18 protein-coding genes and 3 pseudogenes are annotated in these 20,999 nt (G+C 36.4%); 17 read left to right on the top strand and 4 right to left on the bottom strand.

Annotated elements, in window-relative coordinates; translation table 11 throughout:
• Positions 1-24 precede the first annotated feature (24 nt).
• The 3 genes and pseudogenes from AXY_RS11800 to AXY_RS12690 form a co-directional block, all read right to left on the bottom strand.
• Complete coding sequence (locus AXY_RS11800) at positions 25-246, bottom strand: hypothetical protein (RefSeq protein ID WP_172635014.1); 222 nt, start codon at positions 244-246, stop codon at positions 25-27.
• The gene (gene gloA / locus AXY_RS11795) at positions 224-604 is read right to left on the bottom strand and encodes a lactoylglutathione lyase (protein ID WP_015011055.1); all 381 of its coding nucleotides are present in this window, start codon (positions 602-604) and stop codon (positions 224-226) included. Before gloA ends, AXY_RS11800 begins: the two co-directional genes overlap by 23 nt.
• 269 nt (positions 605-873) lie before the next feature.
• A pseudogene (locus AXY_RS12690) lies at positions 874-1,071 on the bottom strand (ATP-binding protein); the annotation flags it as partial.
• Between AXY_RS12690 and AXY_RS12685 the strand changes: the two are divergent.
• Positions 1,063-1,245 (top strand): annotated as a pseudogene (locus tag AXY_RS12685) (ATP-binding protein); the annotation flags it as partial. The pseudogenes AXY_RS12690 and AXY_RS12685 sit on opposite strands and share 9 nt — an antisense overlap.
• A gap of 35 nt (positions 1,246-1,280) precedes the next feature.
• Here the strand turns inward: AXY_RS12685 and AXY_RS12860 are convergent.
• Positions 1,281-1,564: pseudogene (locus AXY_RS12860) on the bottom strand (hypothetical protein); the annotation flags it as partial.
• Positions 1,565-1,885: 321 nt separating this feature from the next.
• Between AXY_RS12860 and AXY_RS11790 the strand changes: the two are divergent.
• The 16 genes from AXY_RS11790 to AXY_RS11715 all read left to right on the top strand — a co-directional run bounded on the left by AXY_RS11790 (position 1,886) and on the right by AXY_RS11715 (position 20,992).
• Positions 1,886-2,377: a DUF2975 domain-containing protein gene (locus AXY_RS11790; RefSeq protein WP_015011054.1), complete on the top strand. Its 492-nt coding sequence runs from the start codon at positions 1,886-1,888 to the stop codon at positions 2,375-2,377.
• A 10-nt stretch (positions 2,378-2,387) separates the two neighbouring features.
• Positions 2,388-2,606 carry a helix-turn-helix domain-containing protein gene (locus AXY_RS11785; RefSeq protein WP_015011053.1) on the top strand — a complete coding sequence of 73 codons (219 nt, stop codon included), beginning with the start codon at positions 2,388-2,390 and terminating at the stop codon, positions 2,604-2,606.
• Positions 2,607-2,644: 38 nt separating this feature from the next.
• A complete protein-coding gene (locus AXY_RS11780; protein WP_015011052.1) occupies positions 2,645-3,412 on the top strand; it encodes an isoprenyl transferase in 768 nt (255 codons plus the stop codon).
• Between the two features lie 109 nt (positions 3,413-3,521).
• Positions 3,522-4,874, top strand: a complete 1,353-nt coding sequence (brnQ, locus tag AXY_RS11775) for a branched-chain amino acid transport system II carrier protein (RefSeq protein ID WP_015011051.1) — start codon at positions 3,522-3,524, stop codon at positions 4,872-4,874.
• Positions 4,875-5,057: 183 nt separating this feature from the next.
• On the top strand, positions 5,058-6,107 hold the full coding sequence (locus AXY_RS11770) for a hypothetical protein (protein ID WP_015011050.1): 1,050 nt from the start codon (positions 5,058-5,060) through the stop codon (positions 6,105-6,107).
• A 59-nt stretch (positions 6,108-6,166) separates the two neighbouring features.
• Positions 6,167-7,540, top strand: a complete 1,374-nt coding sequence (locus tag AXY_RS11765) for a M28 family peptidase (protein ID WP_015011049.1) — start codon at positions 6,167-6,169, stop codon at positions 7,538-7,540.
• 219 nt (positions 7,541-7,759) lie between these two features.
• Positions 7,760-8,602 carry a methyl-accepting chemotaxis protein gene (locus AXY_RS11760; protein WP_015011048.1) on the top strand — a complete coding sequence of 281 codons (843 nt, stop codon included), beginning with the start codon at positions 7,760-7,762 and terminating at the stop codon, positions 8,600-8,602.
• A 204-nt stretch (positions 8,603-8,806) separates the two neighbouring features.
• A complete protein-coding gene (locus AXY_RS11755) occupies positions 8,807-10,216 on the top strand; it encodes a SulP family inorganic anion transporter (protein ID WP_015011047.1) in 1,410 nt (469 codons plus the stop codon).
• 207 nt (positions 10,217-10,423) lie between these two features.
• Entirely contained in the window at positions 10,424-11,545 is a 1,122-nt protein-coding gene (locus AXY_RS11750; protein ID WP_015011046.1) for a glycoside hydrolase family 113, read from the top strand.
• A 231-nt stretch (positions 11,546-11,776) separates the two neighbouring features.
• Positions 11,777-13,507: a DUF2334 domain-containing protein gene (locus AXY_RS11745; protein ID WP_015011045.1), complete on the top strand. Its 1,731-nt coding sequence runs from the start codon at positions 11,777-11,779 to the stop codon at positions 13,505-13,507.
• A 5-nt stretch (positions 13,508-13,512) separates the two neighbouring features.
• Complete coding sequence (locus AXY_RS11740) at positions 13,513-14,787, top strand: glycosyltransferase family 2 protein (protein ID WP_015011044.1); 1,275 nt, start codon at positions 13,513-13,515, stop codon at positions 14,785-14,787.
• Positions 14,788-14,811: 24 nt separating this feature from the next.
• Complete coding sequence (wecB, locus tag AXY_RS11735; protein WP_015011043.1) at positions 14,812-15,963, top strand: non-hydrolyzing UDP-N-acetylglucosamine 2-epimerase; 1,152 nt, start codon at positions 14,812-14,814, stop codon at positions 15,961-15,963.
• 76 nt (positions 15,964-16,039) lie between these two features.
• Positions 16,040-16,828 (top strand): glutathione-dependent disulfide-bond oxidoreductase, encoded by a 789-nt coding sequence (gene yghU, locus AXY_RS11730; RefSeq protein ID WP_015011042.1) that lies wholly within the window; start codon positions 16,040-16,042, stop codon positions 16,826-16,828.
• Positions 16,829-16,993: 165 nt separating this feature from the next.
• Complete coding sequence (locus AXY_RS11725; protein WP_015011041.1) at positions 16,994-18,724, top strand: ABC transporter ATP-binding protein; 1,731 nt, start codon at positions 16,994-16,996, stop codon at positions 18,722-18,724.
• Positions 18,708-20,459 carry an ABC transporter ATP-binding protein gene (locus AXY_RS11720; protein WP_015011040.1) on the top strand — a complete coding sequence of 584 codons (1,752 nt, stop codon included), beginning with the start codon at positions 18,708-18,710 and terminating at the stop codon, positions 20,457-20,459. Before AXY_RS11725 ends, AXY_RS11720 begins: the two co-directional genes overlap by 17 nt.
• Positions 20,460-20,695: 236 nt before the next feature.
• Positions 20,696-20,992: a rhodanese-like domain-containing protein gene (locus AXY_RS11715; protein ID WP_015011039.1), complete on the top strand. Its 297-nt coding sequence runs from the start codon at positions 20,696-20,698 to the stop codon at positions 20,990-20,992.
• Positions 20,993-20,999 lie beyond the last annotated feature (7 nt).

Below are 20,999 nucleotides of genomic sequence, written 5' to 3'. Positions count from 1 at the left end.
GAAATCAAAGAAAAGCAACACTCATCAGACCAACTGGCGAGTCGCTTCACTATCCACACTAAAAGCAAGATCACCTTTTAATTCGGCAAGAGCCTTATCATAAATAAATGAGCTTTTAGAAAGTAATGAATTTACAAGTTGCTTTGAGTGTTGATAAAAGGGAATAAAAAGAGTAAGCATGTTGGCTGTTGGCAACATGCTTACTTTTATAATCTTCACAAAATTATTTTGCACGCTTAACTTCAATCCGATAACCATCAGGGTCGGTTACAAAGAAATAGCTTGGTGTACCGCCTGCAAGTCCTCTTAATTCACCTGTCTCGTACTTAGAAGCTTTACATATGTCATGCATTTTTTCTAAGTCGTTGACAGTTACGCCTAAATGACTGAAGCCATTTCCAACATTATAAGGCTCGGCATCGTAATTGTAAGTGAGTTCAATCTGTACGTTAGAGCCGGGAGAATTTAGATAAATTAAATCAAACTTATCTTCAGGAAATTCTCTGCGACTGGCGACTTCGAAATCAAATAAATTCGTATAGAAGTCTAAAGTAGCATCAATATCTCTGACACGCAGGCAAATCTCAACGAGTACTTGGTTCATAATATCATCCTCCAATAATTTCTTATCTTAAGTCTAGCATGAATAGATCCAATAAGCATGTAATTAGACTGTTCGGTTCTTTTAAATTTATTCTATATCTATTTCTAAGTCTTTATAGTAATACTTCATGTCCCTATCATTAATTTCCCTCATCACTCTGCATGGGTTACCGACTGCGACAACATTGACATACCATAAAAGCTTCATTTGATAATACAAACAAAACAGTTATGACACCTATGTATCTCTACATTTTCCGTATGTAACTGTCAAGTTAAATTGAACACTTGGAGGTGCGGATGTTTTCTTGGACCAGTTTTACCATTAAATATTGAACGACGATGTATTAATCGATAACTGTCGCCTCCAAGTTGAATTACCTCTGATCGATGGATAATTCGGTCTAGAATAGCTGCGGTAATCGCTGGATCACCCAGTAACTCTCCCCATTCGCTAGGTCCTTTATTTTCACATCAAATAAAGGCCCAAAAGAATGGGGTGAATTATTAGGAGATCAAGCAATTACAACTGCCATTTTAGATAGAATCTTACATCGTGTTGAAATCATTCATATAAATGAAGACAGCTATCGAATGAAACATAGGTCAACCATATTTGGGCAAGAAAGTGTTTCAAATTAACGAGCAGAAATTGTGTCTTTTTACTTGACGGTCACACGCTGTTTTGCTACATAGTCATACGTACTTCTAGGGATTTGTAGTAAGCTACACATTGCTGTTACCGAATATTTATGTGCGTTATTTCTAATCACATTTATTTTCGTCCCATGATCAGCGCTGCTTGCATTTTAGAGTAACTTAACGATTGGTCGTTTAGTTACTCTTTTTCTTTAGCGCAAATATCATTTTCCATTGCGAGTTGCTTATTTTGCTTTCTAAGTCGAATAAGTTCTTCTTGTTCAGATGTACGTTTGTCCTTTTCTTTAAATGAACCACTTGTTCTTTAAATGTGTTTGTAAAAGTTCGACGTTTTTCTTCTTGTCATGTTTATTCTCTCCTACGAGCAGTTAATAACTTAATATTCGTGACCTTAAGAAATCTGTTCAACTTAGTGTAACCTATCCACAATAACGGCCTTACCATGTGTAGGCCCGTTTTTTTAATGCACATACTGTTATTTTTATTCCAATCGACTAAGAGCGACAAAAGTTTTAACCTCAAGACAACAACAATTTATTAATTATTATCAAATATTTATTGATAAACGATAAATAATAATTTATAATCAATGTGAAAAATGATTAAATGAGGTGTTGGATCGATGAGGCAAGTTTCAACGATGTTTTTGAAAGTCATTATTATTGCGATGACAATTCCAGTTTTATTTTTGGGCCTATATGTATTGCCGAAAATGGCAGGCGGTGCATTTGGTTTTGTCACAGACGGTGATTCAATCGGATATGCTATTCTTGGTATTGTACTTGTCATGTACGTGACTGCAGTTCCATTTTGTTTAGCTTTGTATCAAACGGTAAAATTATTGACTTATATTGAGAAGGATCAAGCATTTTCACAAGTGGCTGTCACAGCTTTAACCAAAGTAAAAAACTACGCCAAAATAATTAGTGGTTTATATGTTCTGACGCTACCGATGTTATACATCGTCGCAGAATGGGATGATGCACCTGGGGTTATTGTGATAGGCATTGTCATTATTGGTGCTTCGTTTTCTATTGCAGTCTTTGCTTCTGTTCTCCAAAGACTCCTACAAAAGGCGATTGATTATAAAGAAGAAAATGATTTAACGGTCTGAGGTGGAATGAATGGCAATTATCGTAAATCTTGATGTGATGTTAGCAAAAAGAAAAATGAGTGTGACAGAATTGTCTGAGAAGGTTGGCATTACGATGTCAAATATATCGATACTGAAAAATGGAAAGGCAAAAGCAATCAGATTCTCAACGCTAGATGAAATTTGTAAAGTGTTAGATTGCCAGCCGGGTGATATTTTAGAGTATCGAAGTGATGATGAATCAGAATAAATATGAACTTGAGTAGTGACAAGATGAGGAGTGTGGCAATGGCTATTAAACTGCCTTTTATAAAAAGTAAGCAAGCAAAACAATCGCCCGAAATTTCTACAGAGAATACGCCAAAACATATTGCAATTATAATGGACGGGAATGGGCGTTGGGCGAAAAACAGAGGACTCGTACGGGTTGCTGGTCATAAAGAGGGTCTATCTTCACTGATGAAAATTGTAAAGGCAGCGGTGAAATATGAGGTGGAAATATTAACTCTTTACGCCTTTTCTACGGAGAATTGGAAACGTCCCAAGTCAGAGGTGGAATTTATCTTGAGGCTACCAAAAGAATTTCTAGAAATCTATTTACCTGATTTGATAGCTAACAATGTGCGTATTAATGTTATTGGAGATATGGAAAAACTACCTGAATATACACGAGAAGCTGTTCAATATGCAATTGATCGTACCCAAAACAATGATGGCTTACAAGTAAACTTTGCGCTCAATTACGGTGGGAGACATGAAATTATACAGGCAATGAAAGAGATGTATACAGATTTATTAGATACGAAATTAACCATCGATAAAATTGATGAACAGCGTTTTTCAAATTATTTATATACAGCACAGATGCCTGAACCTGATCTTTTGATTCGTACAGGAGGGGAAAAACGGTTAAGCAATTTCTTGCTTTGGCAATTGGCTTACACTGAGTTTTGGTTTACAGATGTATTGTGGCCAGATTTTCAAGAAGCGGATTTTTCACTTGCAATTGATCATTTCCAACAACGAAACCGGAGATACGGTGGGTTATCTAATTAATTTATATGTAGTTAGTATTAGCGTTGTAAATTTTTTATCTATGCTTGAAATAATATATCTATGATATAATCTATTCCAATACACCATTGCTATTTCAAGGAGACTTATGATGGATAAAAAACTTAATTTTCAAGCTAATTTGTTAATTGGCTCACTACTGTTCGGCTTGTTTTTTGGTGCGGGGAATTTAATCTTCCCTGTTCATATGGGTCAATTAGCAGGTGCTAATACCTTACCAGCTACGATTGGTTTTTTAATTACAGGAGTTGGACTTCCAGTATTAGGGGTAATCGCTTCAGCGCTTTCGAGAAGCGAAAGTCTATATGATATGGCGGAACCTGTCAATAAAAAATATTCTGTACTATTTACTTGTGCTTTGTATTTAACAATTGGTCCGTTGTTTGCGATTCCTCGTACGGCTACAGTTGCTTTTGAGGTAGGCCTTGCTGATTTTATCGGTGCTGACTATCTTCGAATCGGCTTACTAGTCTATTCGTTAATCTTTTTTAGCTTAACGCTTTATTTCTCATTTAAACCTGGTCGAATTCTAGATTGGATCGGAAAATATTTAACGCCTATATTCTTAGTGCTCTTATCTGTTTTAATTATTGCGACGTTCATTAGCCCAATGGGAGAGGCGAGTCAGTTTGCACCTCAAGGAAAATACGTTGCACGTCCTTTATTTAAAGGGATCCTTGATGGTTATCACACAATGGATGCTTTAGCATCACTTGCCTTTGCAATTGTGATCATTTCCAATATTGAAAAGCTTGGCGTACATGATCCGAAAAGGAAAGCAGTTGAGACACTGAAATCTGGCGTAGTTTGTTTATTAGGTATGGGTATTATTTATGCCTCACTAGCTTATATGGGTGCAACGAGCCTTGGTAGTGTAAAGAGTGGTGCTAATGGCGGTATTATCTTATCAATGGTTAGTGCGCATTACTTTGGTTTTGTCGGACAAATATTGTTAGCAGCCATTGTGTTTTTTGCTTGTTTGAAAACGGCAATAGGTTTGATTACATCGTGTGCGCAAATGTTTAGTGAATTGTTCCCGCGCTCGATATCTTACAATAATTATGCGGTTGTTTTTACGCTTGTATCTTTTGTGATTGCCAACTTTGGCTTAGATACAATTATTCAGTTATCAGTTCCGGTGTTAATGTTCCTTTATCCATTGGCGATTACGTTGATTATCTTATCTTTACTATCACCGTTAATTCATAAGCAAAAAATTGTCTATCGCTGGACAACAGGTCTGACGATATTTGCAGCATTTTTTGACTTTATAAATGCATTCCCCGATTCAGTAAAGGAAAATGCGGTGATGATTAAGCTGATTAACTTTGCGGAGACGTATTTGCCAGGATTTGCTGATGGCTTTGGTTGGGTTGTTCCCGCACTGGTTGGTTTTATGGTTGGATTAATTATATGGAAAGTACGTGAAAAGTCACTAAATTAGGATAAAGAGTGGATTGAAAAAATTAATCAATCCGCTCTTTTTTTATTTACTTTTTACTTAAATTAATAATTTATAGCAATCTAAGACTGACAAATTATATAATGGGAATATACATACAATGGAATAAACACATCATCGTATCTTGAAAAATATGATTATAAATTATTCGATCGGAGGCGTGGCATGATGCGTTTAAGTGAGAAATCAATTGAAGAACTGTATGATTTAGAGGAGAAGGAACTAGAGCTATTAGAAAAAGAAGAAAATAGAGGCTATTATCATCTAATTAACATTTATGAGTCTATATTGAGAGAATTACAGAGATTAAAGATGAGTGCTGAAGAGATAGAATACGTTAGGAAAAAGATAATCAGAATATGCATTGATTATGGAACATATTTAAAAACTGTCTATAGGAAAGACGATCATTCTGCAAAAACGGCATTGAATAGAGCTTTAAAATATGATCGAAAAATTCCGATTGTTCACTATCGGCTAGGATTCTTAAGCTATAAAGAAGGGAAATATGCTCAATCGCTTAATTATTTTACAAATGCCAATACATTAAACGAAACTTATAAAAACAAAAAATACTGCTTAACAAACCAACAACTATATAATACGCAGCTTTACTTAATGAATAGTGCATTTAAAATTGCAGAAAGCGCAAATGAAACCCTACAAGAGCTTAAGCAAGATAGTAGCATTGAATTAATTCCAAACCTAGAGCAATCATCTTATTTGGCAATTATTGATGGAATTGATAATCATTTAGAGGAAAATGCATTTACTGTTGTTAAGCAAGAAGATTCGTTTAGCTGTTCAAAAGAAAAATCCGAGGAAATAATTGATCATTATGAACGTTCCAACCACTTAATCTTATATTTTGCTGATCGAGAAAACAGTTTGATTTATAAGGGAAGATCTGTTCAGCTATTAGGTAATCAAGCAGAATTATTACGATATTTCCTGTTACATACAACAGAAGACCGTCCAGCTCACAAACATGTCTTTGAGCCAATTATAACGATAAATATAAAAAGAAATGAAATCCTCAACGCCACATATAGGCAGAATATACGTAGAATAAGAGAGAAAATTAGAGATGTAGGAATTGAGGAAACAATTATAGAAAATAAAACGATTAACAACAACCCAACCTACTATTTTAATCATAAGATTCCATATATAATCATTCACCGTACGGATACATCATTCTTATTGTCGGTGTGACAGGGGTGTCATTCCATGATTTGTATACTTTAAATATCAAATCAAAAGGGGATGACGAAATGAAAACATGGAATCAATTATTTATTCGTTATGGTTGGAATTTAGCTGAGCAAGAAAGGAATCAATTTAACTGTCAGGGGGAAACGGAAGATAATATAAGCTTTTTAGTGGAGACTTTAGAAAAGTTAGGTGTAGCATATCAATTAGATAATCAACTGTTAACTGTTTTTGACGAGCCAGTTGTTGAACAAGAGTGGCTTAAGGCAATTGATTTTCAACATCGTGGTAGAACAGGTTTTTGGTTTAAACCTGGTGAGCAAGAACTAAAAATAAGAGAGCTAGATACGTTCATTAGTGGTGTCGTACGTCAGTTGAATCGATTAGGTTTCTATACGGATATCTCTTGTGATGGCCATGATAGATCTTTACCTTCGATTGGTCTTTCGAAAAATGTGAAATTCGACCAATTAGAACAGCTATTCAATGCGATAGGATTGGATAAAGTGCGTATTTGTCGTGAAAGGTCACCACGCATCAGCTTCCGTCTAGATCGTCGACAATTACCTCTGGTTGCTGAACAATTGAGTACTATTGAAGTCGCGTGGCTTTCTCAAGGTGAAGAAACGATAAAAAAACAACTCTTCTTTAAAACATTAGAGGAGCTACTTGTTATTCCAGGGGCAAGCAGAAATGAAGGTAAGATTCGTCAAGTAGTCGTAGAAAAGCTTACACCTTTAGTTGATTATATTACGGTTGATAAATATGGGAATATTTTAGCTGAGAAAACTTATCGCGGTGGAACCGGACCAACAATCTTACTGAATGCACATCTTGATATTGCAAGTGAAATTACTGAAAACCGTGAAGTCATTAAAGATAATCAAATCTGGTCAAGTAGTGAGGGTATTCTTGGGGCGGATGATCGCGCAGGAATCGCAATTATTCTACAACTTGCAAAATCTCTAGCTTGCTCAACGTTTAGTGGCAAAGTAAAATATATCTTCACTGTTGAAGAGGAAATTGGATTAGTAGGTGCAAGACACGTTGAAGATTACTTCCTGTGGGGAACAGATGCAGCAATTGTCCTTGACAGACGTGGAACTGGGGATATTGTGACATCGTGTGGAGAATTTATACCGTTTTGTAATGCGTGGTACGGTGAGTTTTTTGAAGATGTTGCGCGTGAAGAAGGTCTAGCTGATTGGCAAGTAACGAGTGGTGGTAGTAGTGATACAGGAGTTTGGGCTAAGCATGGTATCGAGAGTGTAAATTTATCAGTTGGCTACAACAATGAACATATGAAATATGAAACGCTTGATGTTGAGGCAGCTTATCAAACAGTAAAGCTAGTTAAAGGTGTATTTAAGAGAGCAAGAACGTTAAAGTCTATTCAACTCAGTAATTTGAGAAACGATATAAGACAGATAGGTTAATCGTAATCAATCATCTTAGAACAGTAAAAAATAAAGCGAGCAATCTTAATTTGCTCGCTATTTTTTATGCATTTAATCAAGTAAGTGCTTTTGATTATCCAATAAAAATACAATTGACAACTTTGTGAAATGGTTAACTTATTTGTATAAAATGTTTACTTAAAATGTTTCCTTTTTACCATGGAAATATATAATTAAAATGAAAAGGGGGAAGCGTTTATGAACATAGAAAATAATAAAGAAATAGATAATACATTACAATTTTTCTTAAACAATGCATCGACAATTAAAGCTTTATTTAGTGAAGACGTCGACGTCACGGTAACAGACTGTGAAAAAGTACTTAAACACCTTCTATCTGAAGATATACCTGTATCTAGTTCAGAAGGACGTATTTTAGAAAATGGTGAGCCGATTATAAATGCGATACAAGGAAATCAAAGAGTGGCAATGGATATACCTGAAAACCTTTATGGTGTCCCTTTTACAGCTGTAATGGTACCAATCGTCGGTGAGACAGGGGAAGTAGTTGGTGCGATTGCTGCAAGTAAGAGCACGAACAGACAACAAAAGCTAAAAGGAGTTGCTGAAAAATTTGCTGCTTCATCTCAAGAGATCTCAGCATCGACGGAGGAGTTAGCTGGTTCTGCATCTGAATTTAGTCAATATATGGAGCAATTGGCTGAAGCCCAAAATGATATGCGTGAACAAGTTGAATCAACTTCAAAAATTTTAGAAATGATTGATGGCGTCGCGAAAAATACACGTGTATTAGGGTTTAATGCTGGAATTGAAGCGGCTCGTTCGGGTGAGCATGGACGTGGATTTAGTGTAGTAGCAAAGGAAATTACTAGATTGGCAAATGAAAGTGCCAATTCTGTTATCGAAATTCAACAGCTACTCGAAGATTTAAATCAGAAGGTCGAGAATGTTGCAAGTATTATAAAGAATACTGTTCAAATCTCAACGAATCAGACAACGTCAATCGAGGAAATTTCACGATCGATTCAGCATTTAACTGAAGGCGCAGAAGTTATCGAAGAAATGGCACAGGAAATATAAAATTGTTCAAACTTGATCTTGATGCTAAAAAAGTCTTTCAGTATGAACCTCTTAAACATGGGATTTACGTTTAGGGGGTTTTATTTTTATAAAAGAGAGAAGTTACTTTAATTCATCCAATCAATCAACCAGCTAATTTTCTATCTCAATTCGACAAAACATGTTACACTGGTTCTGGTTATCAACTATTGAAAGGAGTATTAAATGCATACAATTAAACAAGAATGGTTCGGGAATGTTCGAGCAGACCTACTGGCAGGGATTGTAGTGGGACTAGCACTGATTCCTGAAGCATTAGCATTTTCTTTTATTGCAGGGGTCGATCCACGTGTTGCACTTTATGCATCTTTTGTTATGGCTGTTGTCATTTCGTTTGCTGGCGGAAGGCCTGCAATGATCTCAGCTTCAACGGGGGCAATGGCATTAGTCATTGTCAGCTTAGTTGCAAATCACGGTGTCCAATATTTATTAGCTGCAACGATTTTAACAGGAATTATTCAAATTATTTTAGGAATCTTTGGTGTTGCGAATTTGATGCGCTTTATCCCAAATTCGGTAATGCTTGGCTTTTTAAATGCTTTAGGAATTATGATTTTCCTCGCACAAATGCCTTATCTAGTTGGTGGTAATGCCGCAACTTATATCTTTGCCATTGCTACGCTAATTCTCGTATACCTTATTCCACGTATGATTAAGGCTGTTCCAGCTCCACTCGTTGCTATCGTTGTGATGACGATTATTGCGCTAATTAGTGGCGTGAATATGCAGACGATTGGTGATTTAGGAACAATGCCAGATACATTACCAACCTTCCTATTTCCGGATGTACCACTAACGTTGGAGACGTTGAAAATAATTTTACCTTATTCACTAGCGCTTGCTGTTGTTGGCTTGTTAGAGTCACTACTTACCTCACAGGTGCTTGATGAGATGACGCAGACACCAAGTAATAAAAATAAGGAAGCAAGAGGACAAGGGATTGCTAACATCTTTACAGGCTTACTAGGAGGAATGGCAGGTTGTGCGCTTATCGGTCAGTCTGTTATTAACGTGAAATCTGGTGGTAGAGGTAGACTTTCTACATTTACTGCGGGCGTCTTTCTGATGTTTTTAATTTTAGTGTTAGGGGATGTCGTTGCGATCATCCCAATGCCGGTTCTCGTAGGAATTATGATAATGGTTAGTGCTACCACTTTTAACTGGAGCTCATTTAAATTCATCAAACAGGCACCTAAGTCTGAATCATTTGTTATGTTAGCAACTGTTGCGATTATTTTATTTACTAATAACCTAGCGGTAGGTGTTGTATTAGGTGTGATTTTAAGCTCGTTAATATTTGTTGCGAAATCATCAAAAGTATTAGTTAATCGAGAAGATAATCACTTCCATGTGAGAGGTCCATTGTTCTTTGCTTCAACAACTAAATTTGCTAAAGCATTTGATGATGTCGAAGCTAAAGATATTATGATTGATTTTACTGAAAGTCACATCTGGGACGAGTCAGCAGTAAGTGCTGTTATCAAAGTAAAGCAAAAGTTAGAGCAAAATGGAGCGACAGTTCATATTCAAGGGCTCAATGCCTCTAGTCAACAACTATATCAACAATTAACTTAATAAAATTGACAACTGATTTGTAACAGTAGTCACATCATGAAACAGCTATTTTTCTCATTTAATTATGAGAGAGATAGCTGTTTTTTTGTAAATCGATAAAAATACGCAACAAATCTAATTGTCTTGCATAAGAAGATTAATAGGACTTTTCTTCTTGATTCATTGTAAATGGTAGAATCGCAAATCCATTCTTAGAGGTGCGGCAGAATGTTAAAGTCGAAGCTAATCATGTGTATATTAATTGTCATCATCTTTCTATCAATAATTTGTATGGAGAAAGAGGTTTTCTTAGTCATGCCTAAAAGTGAGCTTTTAGAAGTGGCGTTATTACCAATAATAGAAGTAGAGAGAGTTGATAAAATGGTGCCACTAAAATATACAAGTCATGAATTTGAAGCGGGCATGAATATATTGATTTACGGACATCCCGATCTGAACGAGGTTAGAGACACTTTTGAGGATTTGCGGAATTTAGGTATTAACAGTGTGTCATTAAATTTTCCGTTATATCAATCAGATTGGCAGGCAAATCAGGTGACGACTAGTCCAGAATACACACCCACAGTTGAGGAACTTTATGATGTAATCGTTATTGCTCAAGAATATGACCTTGGTGTTATGATACGGCCCATTTTAGATGAACAAGTTTTTATGGCTGATGGTTTATGGCGCGGACAAATCAAACCAAGTGATCCAGACAGTTGGTTTGATAGTTATCAATCGATCATTATCACTTATGCCCAATTAGCAGAGTCAAGTAAAGCGGAATCATTAAATATAGGTACGGAGTTCAATTCTATGCAAAGTAGATATCAAGATCGGTGGATTGAGCTGATCGAAAGTGTACGTCAAGTTTATCATGGGAAATTGCTGTATTCCTTTAATTACGACACAGTATTGGAAATCCCGTCGCTTGAGTTTGTCAAACATCTTGATCAGGTTGGGATCGATGCATATTTTCCGTTAAATGTGCCAGATCATGCATCTGTCGATATGTTAACAGAGGAATGGCATAGGCAGATTGTCCAGCTAAAAGAAGCTTTATCTGATTATCCGATTGTCATTACGGAGGTGGGGATCCTTCCATATGAGGGGGTATATCGAACACCTTACGTATGGAGTTTTCCTAATGGAAATTATGATCCACAAACACAAGCAATCTATTATGAAGCAACATATAACGTGTGGAAGCCGTTGGTAGAAGGCATCTACTGGTGGGTCGTCACACTTGGGCAAGATCCTAATGAAACTAGTTTTTCTCCGTTAAATTTACCAACAGAGGACGTTTTAAAGAAATATTTTCTAAAGTATTCCAAAGTAATAGAGTGATGCCAAACTATAGTAGCGAATTATTTTTATCAAAATACTTATCATTATAATTGCTGGTTTTTAATTATTAGTTATTAGGTCCTGGAACGTTCAAAGCACTGGTTTATGGCATTTCTTTAAAGTTTTTAGCTACATTTAAATCTTTAAAGTTATTTATCCTGATCTGTCACATATGTTCTTATATATGAAAGATTTATTTTCGATAACCTATTAAAAAAGGAGAATCTAAATGTGCGATTATTAAAGTATTTAAAAATAATGCACTTAGCTGTTTGGATAATGCTCTTCATAATTATATCAAATGATACAATCCGAGCTGAGGAGTTAGAAGGTGAGCCGAAGGTACTGGTGATTTATACAACAAAGGATGGTGAATTAGGACCCGATCAACGTTATTTAGATTTACTAATTGGTCACTTTACTTCTGATATTCGCTTTGTGAGTAGTGATGATGTGAGAAAGAGTGATTTGCAATCTGTAACGCATTTATTCTATTTTGGTCAGTTATCTACGTATTTACCAACAACGTTTTTACCAGCACTTGATGGATTTGATGGTACCTTTGTAGCAATTGGTTACAATACAGAAAAGCTGGGCCAACGGTTTAATTTTATTGATACTAGACATGAGATTAATATCGATCAAATTTCGATTATAGGAACGAATAAGATTTTGGATATTAGTGAGTCGTCAATTGTTGAAGTAGAACCCGATCAAGGGTCTGAAATTCTGATGAGCGGTCTCATGAAGAGTGAAAATATCAACTATCCTGTGATGGTAAGGCATGAGCGCAATTATTATTATGCATTTGATTATATTGATTCAAGACAATCTACGCTATTCGCTGAATTATTACATGATGTTTTCCAGGTTGATCATGAGCATGCATATACGGGATATATTCGTTTGGAAGACGTTCATCCATTAGTTGATCCGGAACCACTTAAAGAGATTGCTAGCATTTTAAAGGAAAAGAATATTCCCTATATGGTTGCTGTTATACCGATTTATACGAATCCCATTACAGACCGAAGATATACTTTTGCTGATTCTCCGAAGCTATTAAAAGTATTGAGGCAGATTCAAAGAGATGGAGGAAGTATTGTGCTTCATGGGTATACTCACCAGTTTAGAGCTTCAGAAACGGGTGAGGGTTTTGAGTTTTGGGATGTGGAGAATAATTCACCAATTTATGCTCCAGCAGAACGGGAAATCACCCTGAAGACAGAGCAAGATTTCCCTTCACAAAAAGCGTATGACATTTACATTGACGATTTACAAGCATTTGAAAAATCATATACAGAAGCAAAAATCAATGATGGAATTGATGAGTTAACGAAATATGGTTTGTATCCGTTGGCGTTTGAAGCGCCGCATTATACAATGTCACAACATGGTTATCAGATTTTAGCTGATTACTTCTCTACTTATGTCGGGCAAGCCCAACTGAGTGATCAAGACTGGGAGATCATGGACACTGCTCCGTATATCACTTCTCCTTCATTTTTTCATAATATGCAGCTGCTTCCTGAAACGATGGGCTATGTTCAACCTGACTTAGAGGAGCCGATTCAAAGGATGATCGATCAAACGGAAAGATTAGGGCTCGTTCGCGATGGGATGTTTGCAGCCTTTTATCATCCTTATTTAGGCGCAGAAGGATTTCGGGAGTTACTATCAGAATTAGAAAAATTGCCAAATATGTCGTGGATAAATTTAAAAGAGCTGGATGTATGGGTAAAGGGTGAAAATGTCTCAATCTATACGAGAGATGGAGTAATTATATCAGAGTATGGCCGATATAAAGTTCTACTTTCATCCTTCGAAGCCATTGTTTATTACATTGGTGAATTTGTTCATTATCTTGCTTGGATAATTGCAGGATTAAGCTCGATTGCAGTAATAACATTTATTATTTGTGCTTTTTATTTAGTTAATAGAAATAAACTATTAGAGGGGTGAATCTCTTGGCAGATCTATTAATCTATCTAGCGCTATTACTCATTTGGGCAATGCTGCTTTACCATGCATTTCTAATGCTGGGGGGATATTTTCATGCATTAAAGTATCGAAACTTTAAGCGAGAACTTAACCTGCCAATCGAAGATTACCCTAAGGTTACGATTCTAATCCCTGCCCATAATGAAGAAATGGTAATTGAACAAACGATGCAATCAATGATTCGTCTTGATTACCCAAAGGAAAAACTAGAAGTACTCGTGATTAATGATAATTCTAGTGATCTAACAGGCCAGATTATTAATAGCTACGCTCAAGAATATCCATTTATTAGAGCGATTCATATTAGACCGCCACATGGGGGAAAGGGGAAGTCAGGTGCATTAAATCATGGATTAAAGGATGCGACTGGGGAAATAGTTGCTGTCTATGACGCTGATAATACACCAGAGCCTGAAGCAATCCGTAATTTAGCTCTTGGGTTAATGGTAGATAAACAGGCGGGTGCCATTGTAGGAAAGTTCCGTGTCATTAATGCAAATCGCAATTTGTTAACGCGGTTAATTAATATTGAAACATTGGCTTTTCAGTGGCTTGCTCAAGCAGGCCGGTGGTTCTGGTTTAAGATGACAACAATTCCTGGAACGAACTTTGTTATTCGTAAATCGATATTAGATGAACTTGGTGGCTGGGATGAAAAGGCACTATCAGAGGATACAGAATTAAGTATTCGTGTCTATAACCTTGGTTATTATATTCGCTTTTTCCCTGAAGCGATTACGTGGGAACAGGAACCAGAGAATATACGGGTCTGGTGGCGACAAAGAACGCGTTGGGCGCGTGGGAATGAATATGTTGTTATGAAATATTTATTTAGCATTCACAAGTTAAAGCATAAAAAGGTGATCATTGATATATTTTACTTTTTGTTTACTTACTTTTTATTTTTTTCTGGGGTTATAATTTCTCATGTGATTTTCATCGTTAATCTGTTTTATGATTTAGAGCTATCGATTGGCTATGTCTCATATGTATTACTAATTACCGGTTTTTTACTTTTTGTGACGGAAATTTGTTTAGCGCTGAGTATTGAACGAAAACAACTTACAACAAAAAACTTCTTTATTATCTTATTGATGTATTTTACTTATTCACAAATGTGGATTTTTCTAGTCGTGTATGCCGCGTTTATTGAGTTAAAACGCGTATTATTTAATCAGGAAGTAAAATGGTATAAAACGCAGCGATTTAAACAATTAGAACAAAAAACACACTCAGCATAATTCGGTAATAGAGGAGGTGGTTCAATGCTTAAAATTATGGTGATCTTTGGGACTCGTCCTGAAGGGATAAAAATGGCTCCACTTATAAATGCATTAAAACAGGAAGAAGAGATTCAGTGTGTCGTTGTTAATACAGCCCAGCATAGAGAGATGCTTGATCAAGTTTTGTGTCTTTTTGATATCGAGCCTGATTACGATCTTAATTTAATGCAGGTGGGACGACGTGTAGAAGAATTAGTAGGTGTTATGATGTCGGAATTATCAGAAATTATAACGAAGGAAAAACCAGATTTAGTACTTGTCCATGGTGATACGATGACAACATTTATCGGTGCTTATGCAGCATTTCTCAAGCAAGTACCGGTAGGACATGTGGAGGCTGGATTGCGAACATATAATAAGTTTTCACCATTCCCTGAAGAGATAAACCGCCAGATGGTGAGCAAAATTGCCAGCTACCACTTCGCACCAACTGAAAGAAACAAAGCATATTTGTTAAAGGAAAATATTAAAGAAGACTCTATTTATGTAGTAGGCAATACTGTGATTGATGCTCTGCTTCAGGTAGCTTCGAGACAGCAAGAATTGAGTCGGGAGCTAGACGATATTCTATCTAATTCTCTAAAGACGATATTGTTGACCACGCATAGACGAGAAAACTTAGATGATCTACAAAGTATCTATGAAGCGGTCAATCACTTAGTTGAAGATCACCCGAATATACAAGTCATCTTCCCAGTTCATAAAAATCCACTCGTTCGTGACCAAGCGATTCGATCATATCGAAATAAAGATCGGGTTCATTTGATTGAACCACTCGATTATGAAACTTTTGTTCATGTTATGAAGCATGCTTATTTAGTCATTACTGATTCTGGTGGAATTCAGGAAGAAGCACCATCATTAGGGAAACCAGTATTAGTTGCAAGGGATACAACCGAACGACCAGAAGGAGTTGAAGCGGGTACGCTAAAGTTAGTTGGAACATCACCAAAAGCTATTTATAAAGCATGTCGCAAATTGATTGTAGATTCCTCTGAGTATAAAAAAATGACTGAAATTAAAAATCCATTTGGAACTGGTGATACATCAAAGAGAATTATCGACATTATAAAATTAAATTTTCATGAGAAACTTAAACAAGATGACTTATTAAATCCGGTTAAAGTTAGGTAACTAAGCAAACAAATGGGCATATCCAAACTTAAATAGTAGAATGAAGATAAGAACTAATCTTAGGAGGAGTGTTACGATGGCAAAATATGAACTACCAGATGTGTGGCAGTGGGAAGATGAAAACTCAAATAGAAGTGGGAATCGTCCGACTGCCGGCGAACGTTTTGAGCAAAAATTACCCGTTGGAGACAAGCCTTTTCAACTCTATTCTCTAGGAACACCGAATGGTATTAAGGTGACGATTATGCTGGAAGAATTAAAAGAGTTAGGTGTTGATGGTGCAGACTATGATGTCTATACAATTAATATTGGGCAAGGCGATCAATTCGGTTCAGATTTTGTTAAAATCAATCCTAATTCCAAGATACCGGCTCTCGTTGATCAAGGTCAAAGTCCAAGGGTGGAAATCTTTGAATCAGGGTCAATTCTATTATATTTAGCTGAGAAATTTAATAAGCTCATTCCAACAGATGTTCATGGCCGGACAGAAACGCTTAATTGGTTATTCTGGCAAATAGGCGCAGGTCCTTATGTAGGTGGAGGTTTTGGTCACTTTTTTGCTTATGCACCAGAACCGATGAAATATCCAATTGATCGTTTTACAATGGAAACGAAGCGTCAGCTTGATTTACTTGATAAAGTCTTGGCTGATCGAGCATATATTGCTGGTGATGCGTACACAATAGCCGATATTGCAATTTGGTCTTGGTATGGCCGTTTAGCTTTAGGTAAATTATATGAAGGTTCTTATCAATTCTTAAATATGGATGAATATACTCATGTCTTAGAGTGGGCCAAACGGATTGCAGACAGACCAGGTGTTCAAAAGGGTTTGGCAGTAGAGTACAAATCTATAGAAGATTAATTTTTTAAAATAGATTAGTTATCCCCTTTTTAAATGATTTAATGCACAAGTTAATTAGCCAATAAACACCAGGCTAATAACTTGTGTTTTTTAATTTAAAAAATGTCGACTTATAGCGAATTATGTTAAACTATTTTAAGAGAACGATCGAAAAGGGGAGCAAGCATGAGTGTTTTTCAAGACTTAAAAAAATATAAAGGGCTACTCGCAATTGTATTTTTCCTGACATTGGGTAATACAATTGGTGAACTGTACTTACCCCGGTTACTATCATTAATCGTAGATAACGGGATAGCGGTAGAAGATGTTCAGTATGTACTTAAAATTGGTGGAATCATGTTGATTGTGACACTCCTGACGATTTTAGTACGTGGTTCAGCATCATTTTTCTCTGCAAAAGCAGCGATGGCTTTTTCACGAGATCTACGTAAAAGGATTTTTAATAAAGTAAACCATATGACTTTTGATGAAACAGAGACGTTAGGGATTTCATCTTTAATAACACGGACGACTAATGATGTGGGGCACATTGAACAATTTGTTCTACTCATGATGCGACCAATTTTACGAGCGCCACTTCAATTTGTTGGTGGTTTAGTGATGGCATATTTAACACATCGACGTTTAACCGCAATCGTGTTAATTAGTATGCCAATTATTTTTGTGCTGATTTATTTTGTTATTAGAGTGGTAATTCCATTTTTCCCGCAATTACAAAAGGCTTTAGATCGGGTTAACTTATTACTACGTCAACGATTAACTGGATTAAAAGTGGTTCGTGCTTTTTCTAGAGATGAAGAAGAGGAAGCAACCTTTGATCAAGCTAATAATCAATACTACCAATTATCGACACGGATTAATAATACGATGAGCACGGTGCAGCCTATTTTAGCTTTTGTTGTTAGTGTGACAACAGTTATTGCAGTCTATTTCGGTGCGAAATTTATTGTCGATGGCACGATGAATATTGGGGAACTTATGGCGTTTATTCAGTATACTGCTCAAGTCATGACTGGACTCGTCATGATGTCACGTATGCTGACGATTATTCCGCGGACATCTACATCAATTTCAAGAGTTAAGGAAGTCATTGATTATCCATCACGAAAAGTAGGTGGAACAACACGATTGAATGAATCCATGTATGCAATTGAAGCAAAAGATCTAACGTTTTATTATCCAGGTGCTAACTTACCTGCGTTATCAAAGATTAATTTTTCTTTAAAAGCAGGGGAGGTACTTGGGATTATCGGTGGTACGGGCTCAGGTAAATCAACATTTTTAAAATTACTGATGCAGTTTTATGAACCGACGGAGGGTGACCTGCTGATTAATGGAATCCCAATTAATGAGATTAACACAGATGATGTCCGTCAGCGTTTGAGCTATGTCCCACAGCAGAACTTCTTTTTCTCAGAATCAGTTCGCGGTAATATGCAGTATAGTAATCCTGACATTACGGACGAAAAGATTATTGAGGATTTAACTGTAGCTAAGGCACGAGAATTTTTACCTAATGATAATCCACTAGATTCAAAGGTCGTTCGTGGTGGTGCTAACTTCTCTGGTGGACAAAGACAACGCTTAGCAATTTCGAGGGCTTTAGCACGTGATGCCAATGTGTATATCTTTGACGATTCATTTTCTGCTTTAGATTACCGAACGGATTATGAGATTAGACAAGCGCTTGAGGATCGATTAGAAGGTGTGATGACAATTATCGTCGCTCAGCGTGTTGCAACGATTCGTCATGCTGATAAAATTCTAGTCTTAGAAGATGGAGAAGTAAAAGGCTACGGAAGTCATGATGACTTATTAGCTCATAACCCTGTGTATCGTGAAATTGCTCTCTCACAGGGAGAAGAGGAGGTGAGCACAGATGAATCAAAAGCATAAACAAGGTACATTAAAGCGTCTGCTCAGCTATTTAAGTAACTACAAGCTCATTTTGATCATTTCACTTGTGTTCACTGTAATAGTCACGATCATTCAAGTATTTACACCCGTTATATTAGGAAGAATTCTTAACCATTTGCAAATTGCATTTCGCGATCAAATTCCTGTTGATCTTGAGCGAATTTTGAAGATTGTTTTATTATTAATTGGCATGTATCTCGTATTAGCAGTGGCAGATATCGTTAAGGAACGAACACTCGTCTACTTATCACAACGATTGATTAGAGATATGCGTACAGAAGTGTCTAAGAAAATTAAGAAAGTGCCACTCAAATATTTTGATAATCAGTCAACTGGAGATTTGATTAGTCGGATGACAAATGACATTGATAAGGTTGGTCATAACATTCAGGTAAGTGTCAGTCAGATATTTGGTAGTCTGATGCTAGTGTCTGGGATCTTAATTATGATGTTAAAGATTAGCTGGATCTTATCAGTTGCGTTCTTACTCACGGTACCTTTAAGTTTCTTAGCAACAAAATTTATTACAAGTCGTTCGCGTCACTTTTTCCAAGAAAAATCAAGTGGTTTAGGGCGAATGGTTGGTTTTGTTGAGGAAAACTTTACTGGAACAGATTTAATTAAGGCATTTAGTTATGAAGAGCAATCAGATGAGGATTTTAGAAAAATTAATGACCACCTTTATGAAGTTTCTTGGCGAGCAAGTTTTATGGCAGGTGTGCTGTTGCCGGTTATGACATTCATCGGTAACCTTGCCTATGTAACGATTGCCATTATCGGTGGTGTGCTTGTTATCTCAAGAAGTATTTTGATTGGGGATGTCCTTGCCTTCCTGCAATATTCACAAAATATTCGACGTCCAATTGAAATTATTGCTGAGATGGCGAACCAGCTGCAGGAAACTCTCGCTTCAGCAGAACGTGTCTTTAAATTCCTTGATGCGCCAGAAGAAACTGAAAATGATACGAATCAAATTCATGCACCGATTCAATCGATTATCTTTGATCAGGTTAATTTTGCTTATGAGAAAGATAAGCCTGTCATTAAAAATCTTAATTTAAGTGTTGGGAAGAATGAAACGGTCGCCATTGTAGGTCATACTGGTGCAGGGAAATCAACAATCATAAATTTACTCATGCGCTTTTATGATGTATCGTCTGGTCAAATTCTGATTAATGGAACTGATATTCGGACAGTTACAAGAGAGAATCTTCGTTCGTTTTTCGGCATGGTTTTACAGGATACGTGGCTAATTCAAGGTACAATCTATGATAATATACGCTACGGGAATCTTAATGCAACTAAAGAAGAAGTCATTGAAGCGGCTAAAAAAGCTTATGCGCATCACTTTATTTCATCGTTACCAGATGGCTATGGGACTGAAATTAATGAAGAGGGTAATAACTTGTCACAAGGTCAGCGTCAATTAATTACTATTGCGCGTGCCTTTGTCAGTGATCCAGATATATTAATTTTAGATGAAGCAACTTCTTCTGTTGATACGCGTACAGAGCGGATGATCCAAAGTGCAATGACGAATTTGATGAATGGTCGGACTAACTTTGTTATTGCCCACAGATTATCAACAATTGTTGATGCCGATGTGATTTTAGTGATGGATAAGGGACATATTGTTGAGCAAGGTAATCATAAACAATTACTAAAACAAAATGGAACTTACGCAGACTTATACCGTAGTCAGTTTATGGAGTAAAGCAGTCGGATACTATCCGATTGCTTTTTTTTGGTTCTACAATTTTTGTTTTGGAGCATATGAATTGACAATATACCATATGGGGTATAAAATATACCTATATACAATGAGATTATAATGTAATTTCTGTCGTTAAGCGTAACGACTAATTTTTCACAAAAAATTATACCCCTATGGGTAATTAAGAAGTTTGACAGTCATGTTACAAAATAAGAAAATCAAGGAGTGAAATTAGAATGAAAACGATAATGGCTAAAGATCTTCAAGAAAAAATGAACCGTGGTGAGCCTGTGCAGATTATTGATGTTAGAGAGGACTTTGAAGTGTCAACAGGGAAGATACCTGGTGCAAAGCATTTGGCGTTAAGTAGAATTGCGCACGAATTGGGTGAACTGAATAAAAATAGTCACTACTATATCGTCTGTCAATCAGGCGGTAGAAGTGCACGTGCTTGTGAATTTTTATCTCATCACGGTTATCATGTTACAAATGTAAATGGCGGCATGATGGCATGGCCGGGTAAAGTAGAATAGGAGGGCT

This window comes from Amphibacillus xylanus NBRC 15112 (genome assembly GCF_000307165.1).
In the GTDB taxonomy this organism is placed as follows: domain Bacteria; phylum Bacillota; class Bacilli; order Bacillales; family Amphibacillaceae; genus Amphibacillus; species Amphibacillus xylanus.
This window is presented reverse-complemented; position numbering and strand designations above follow the sequence as displayed.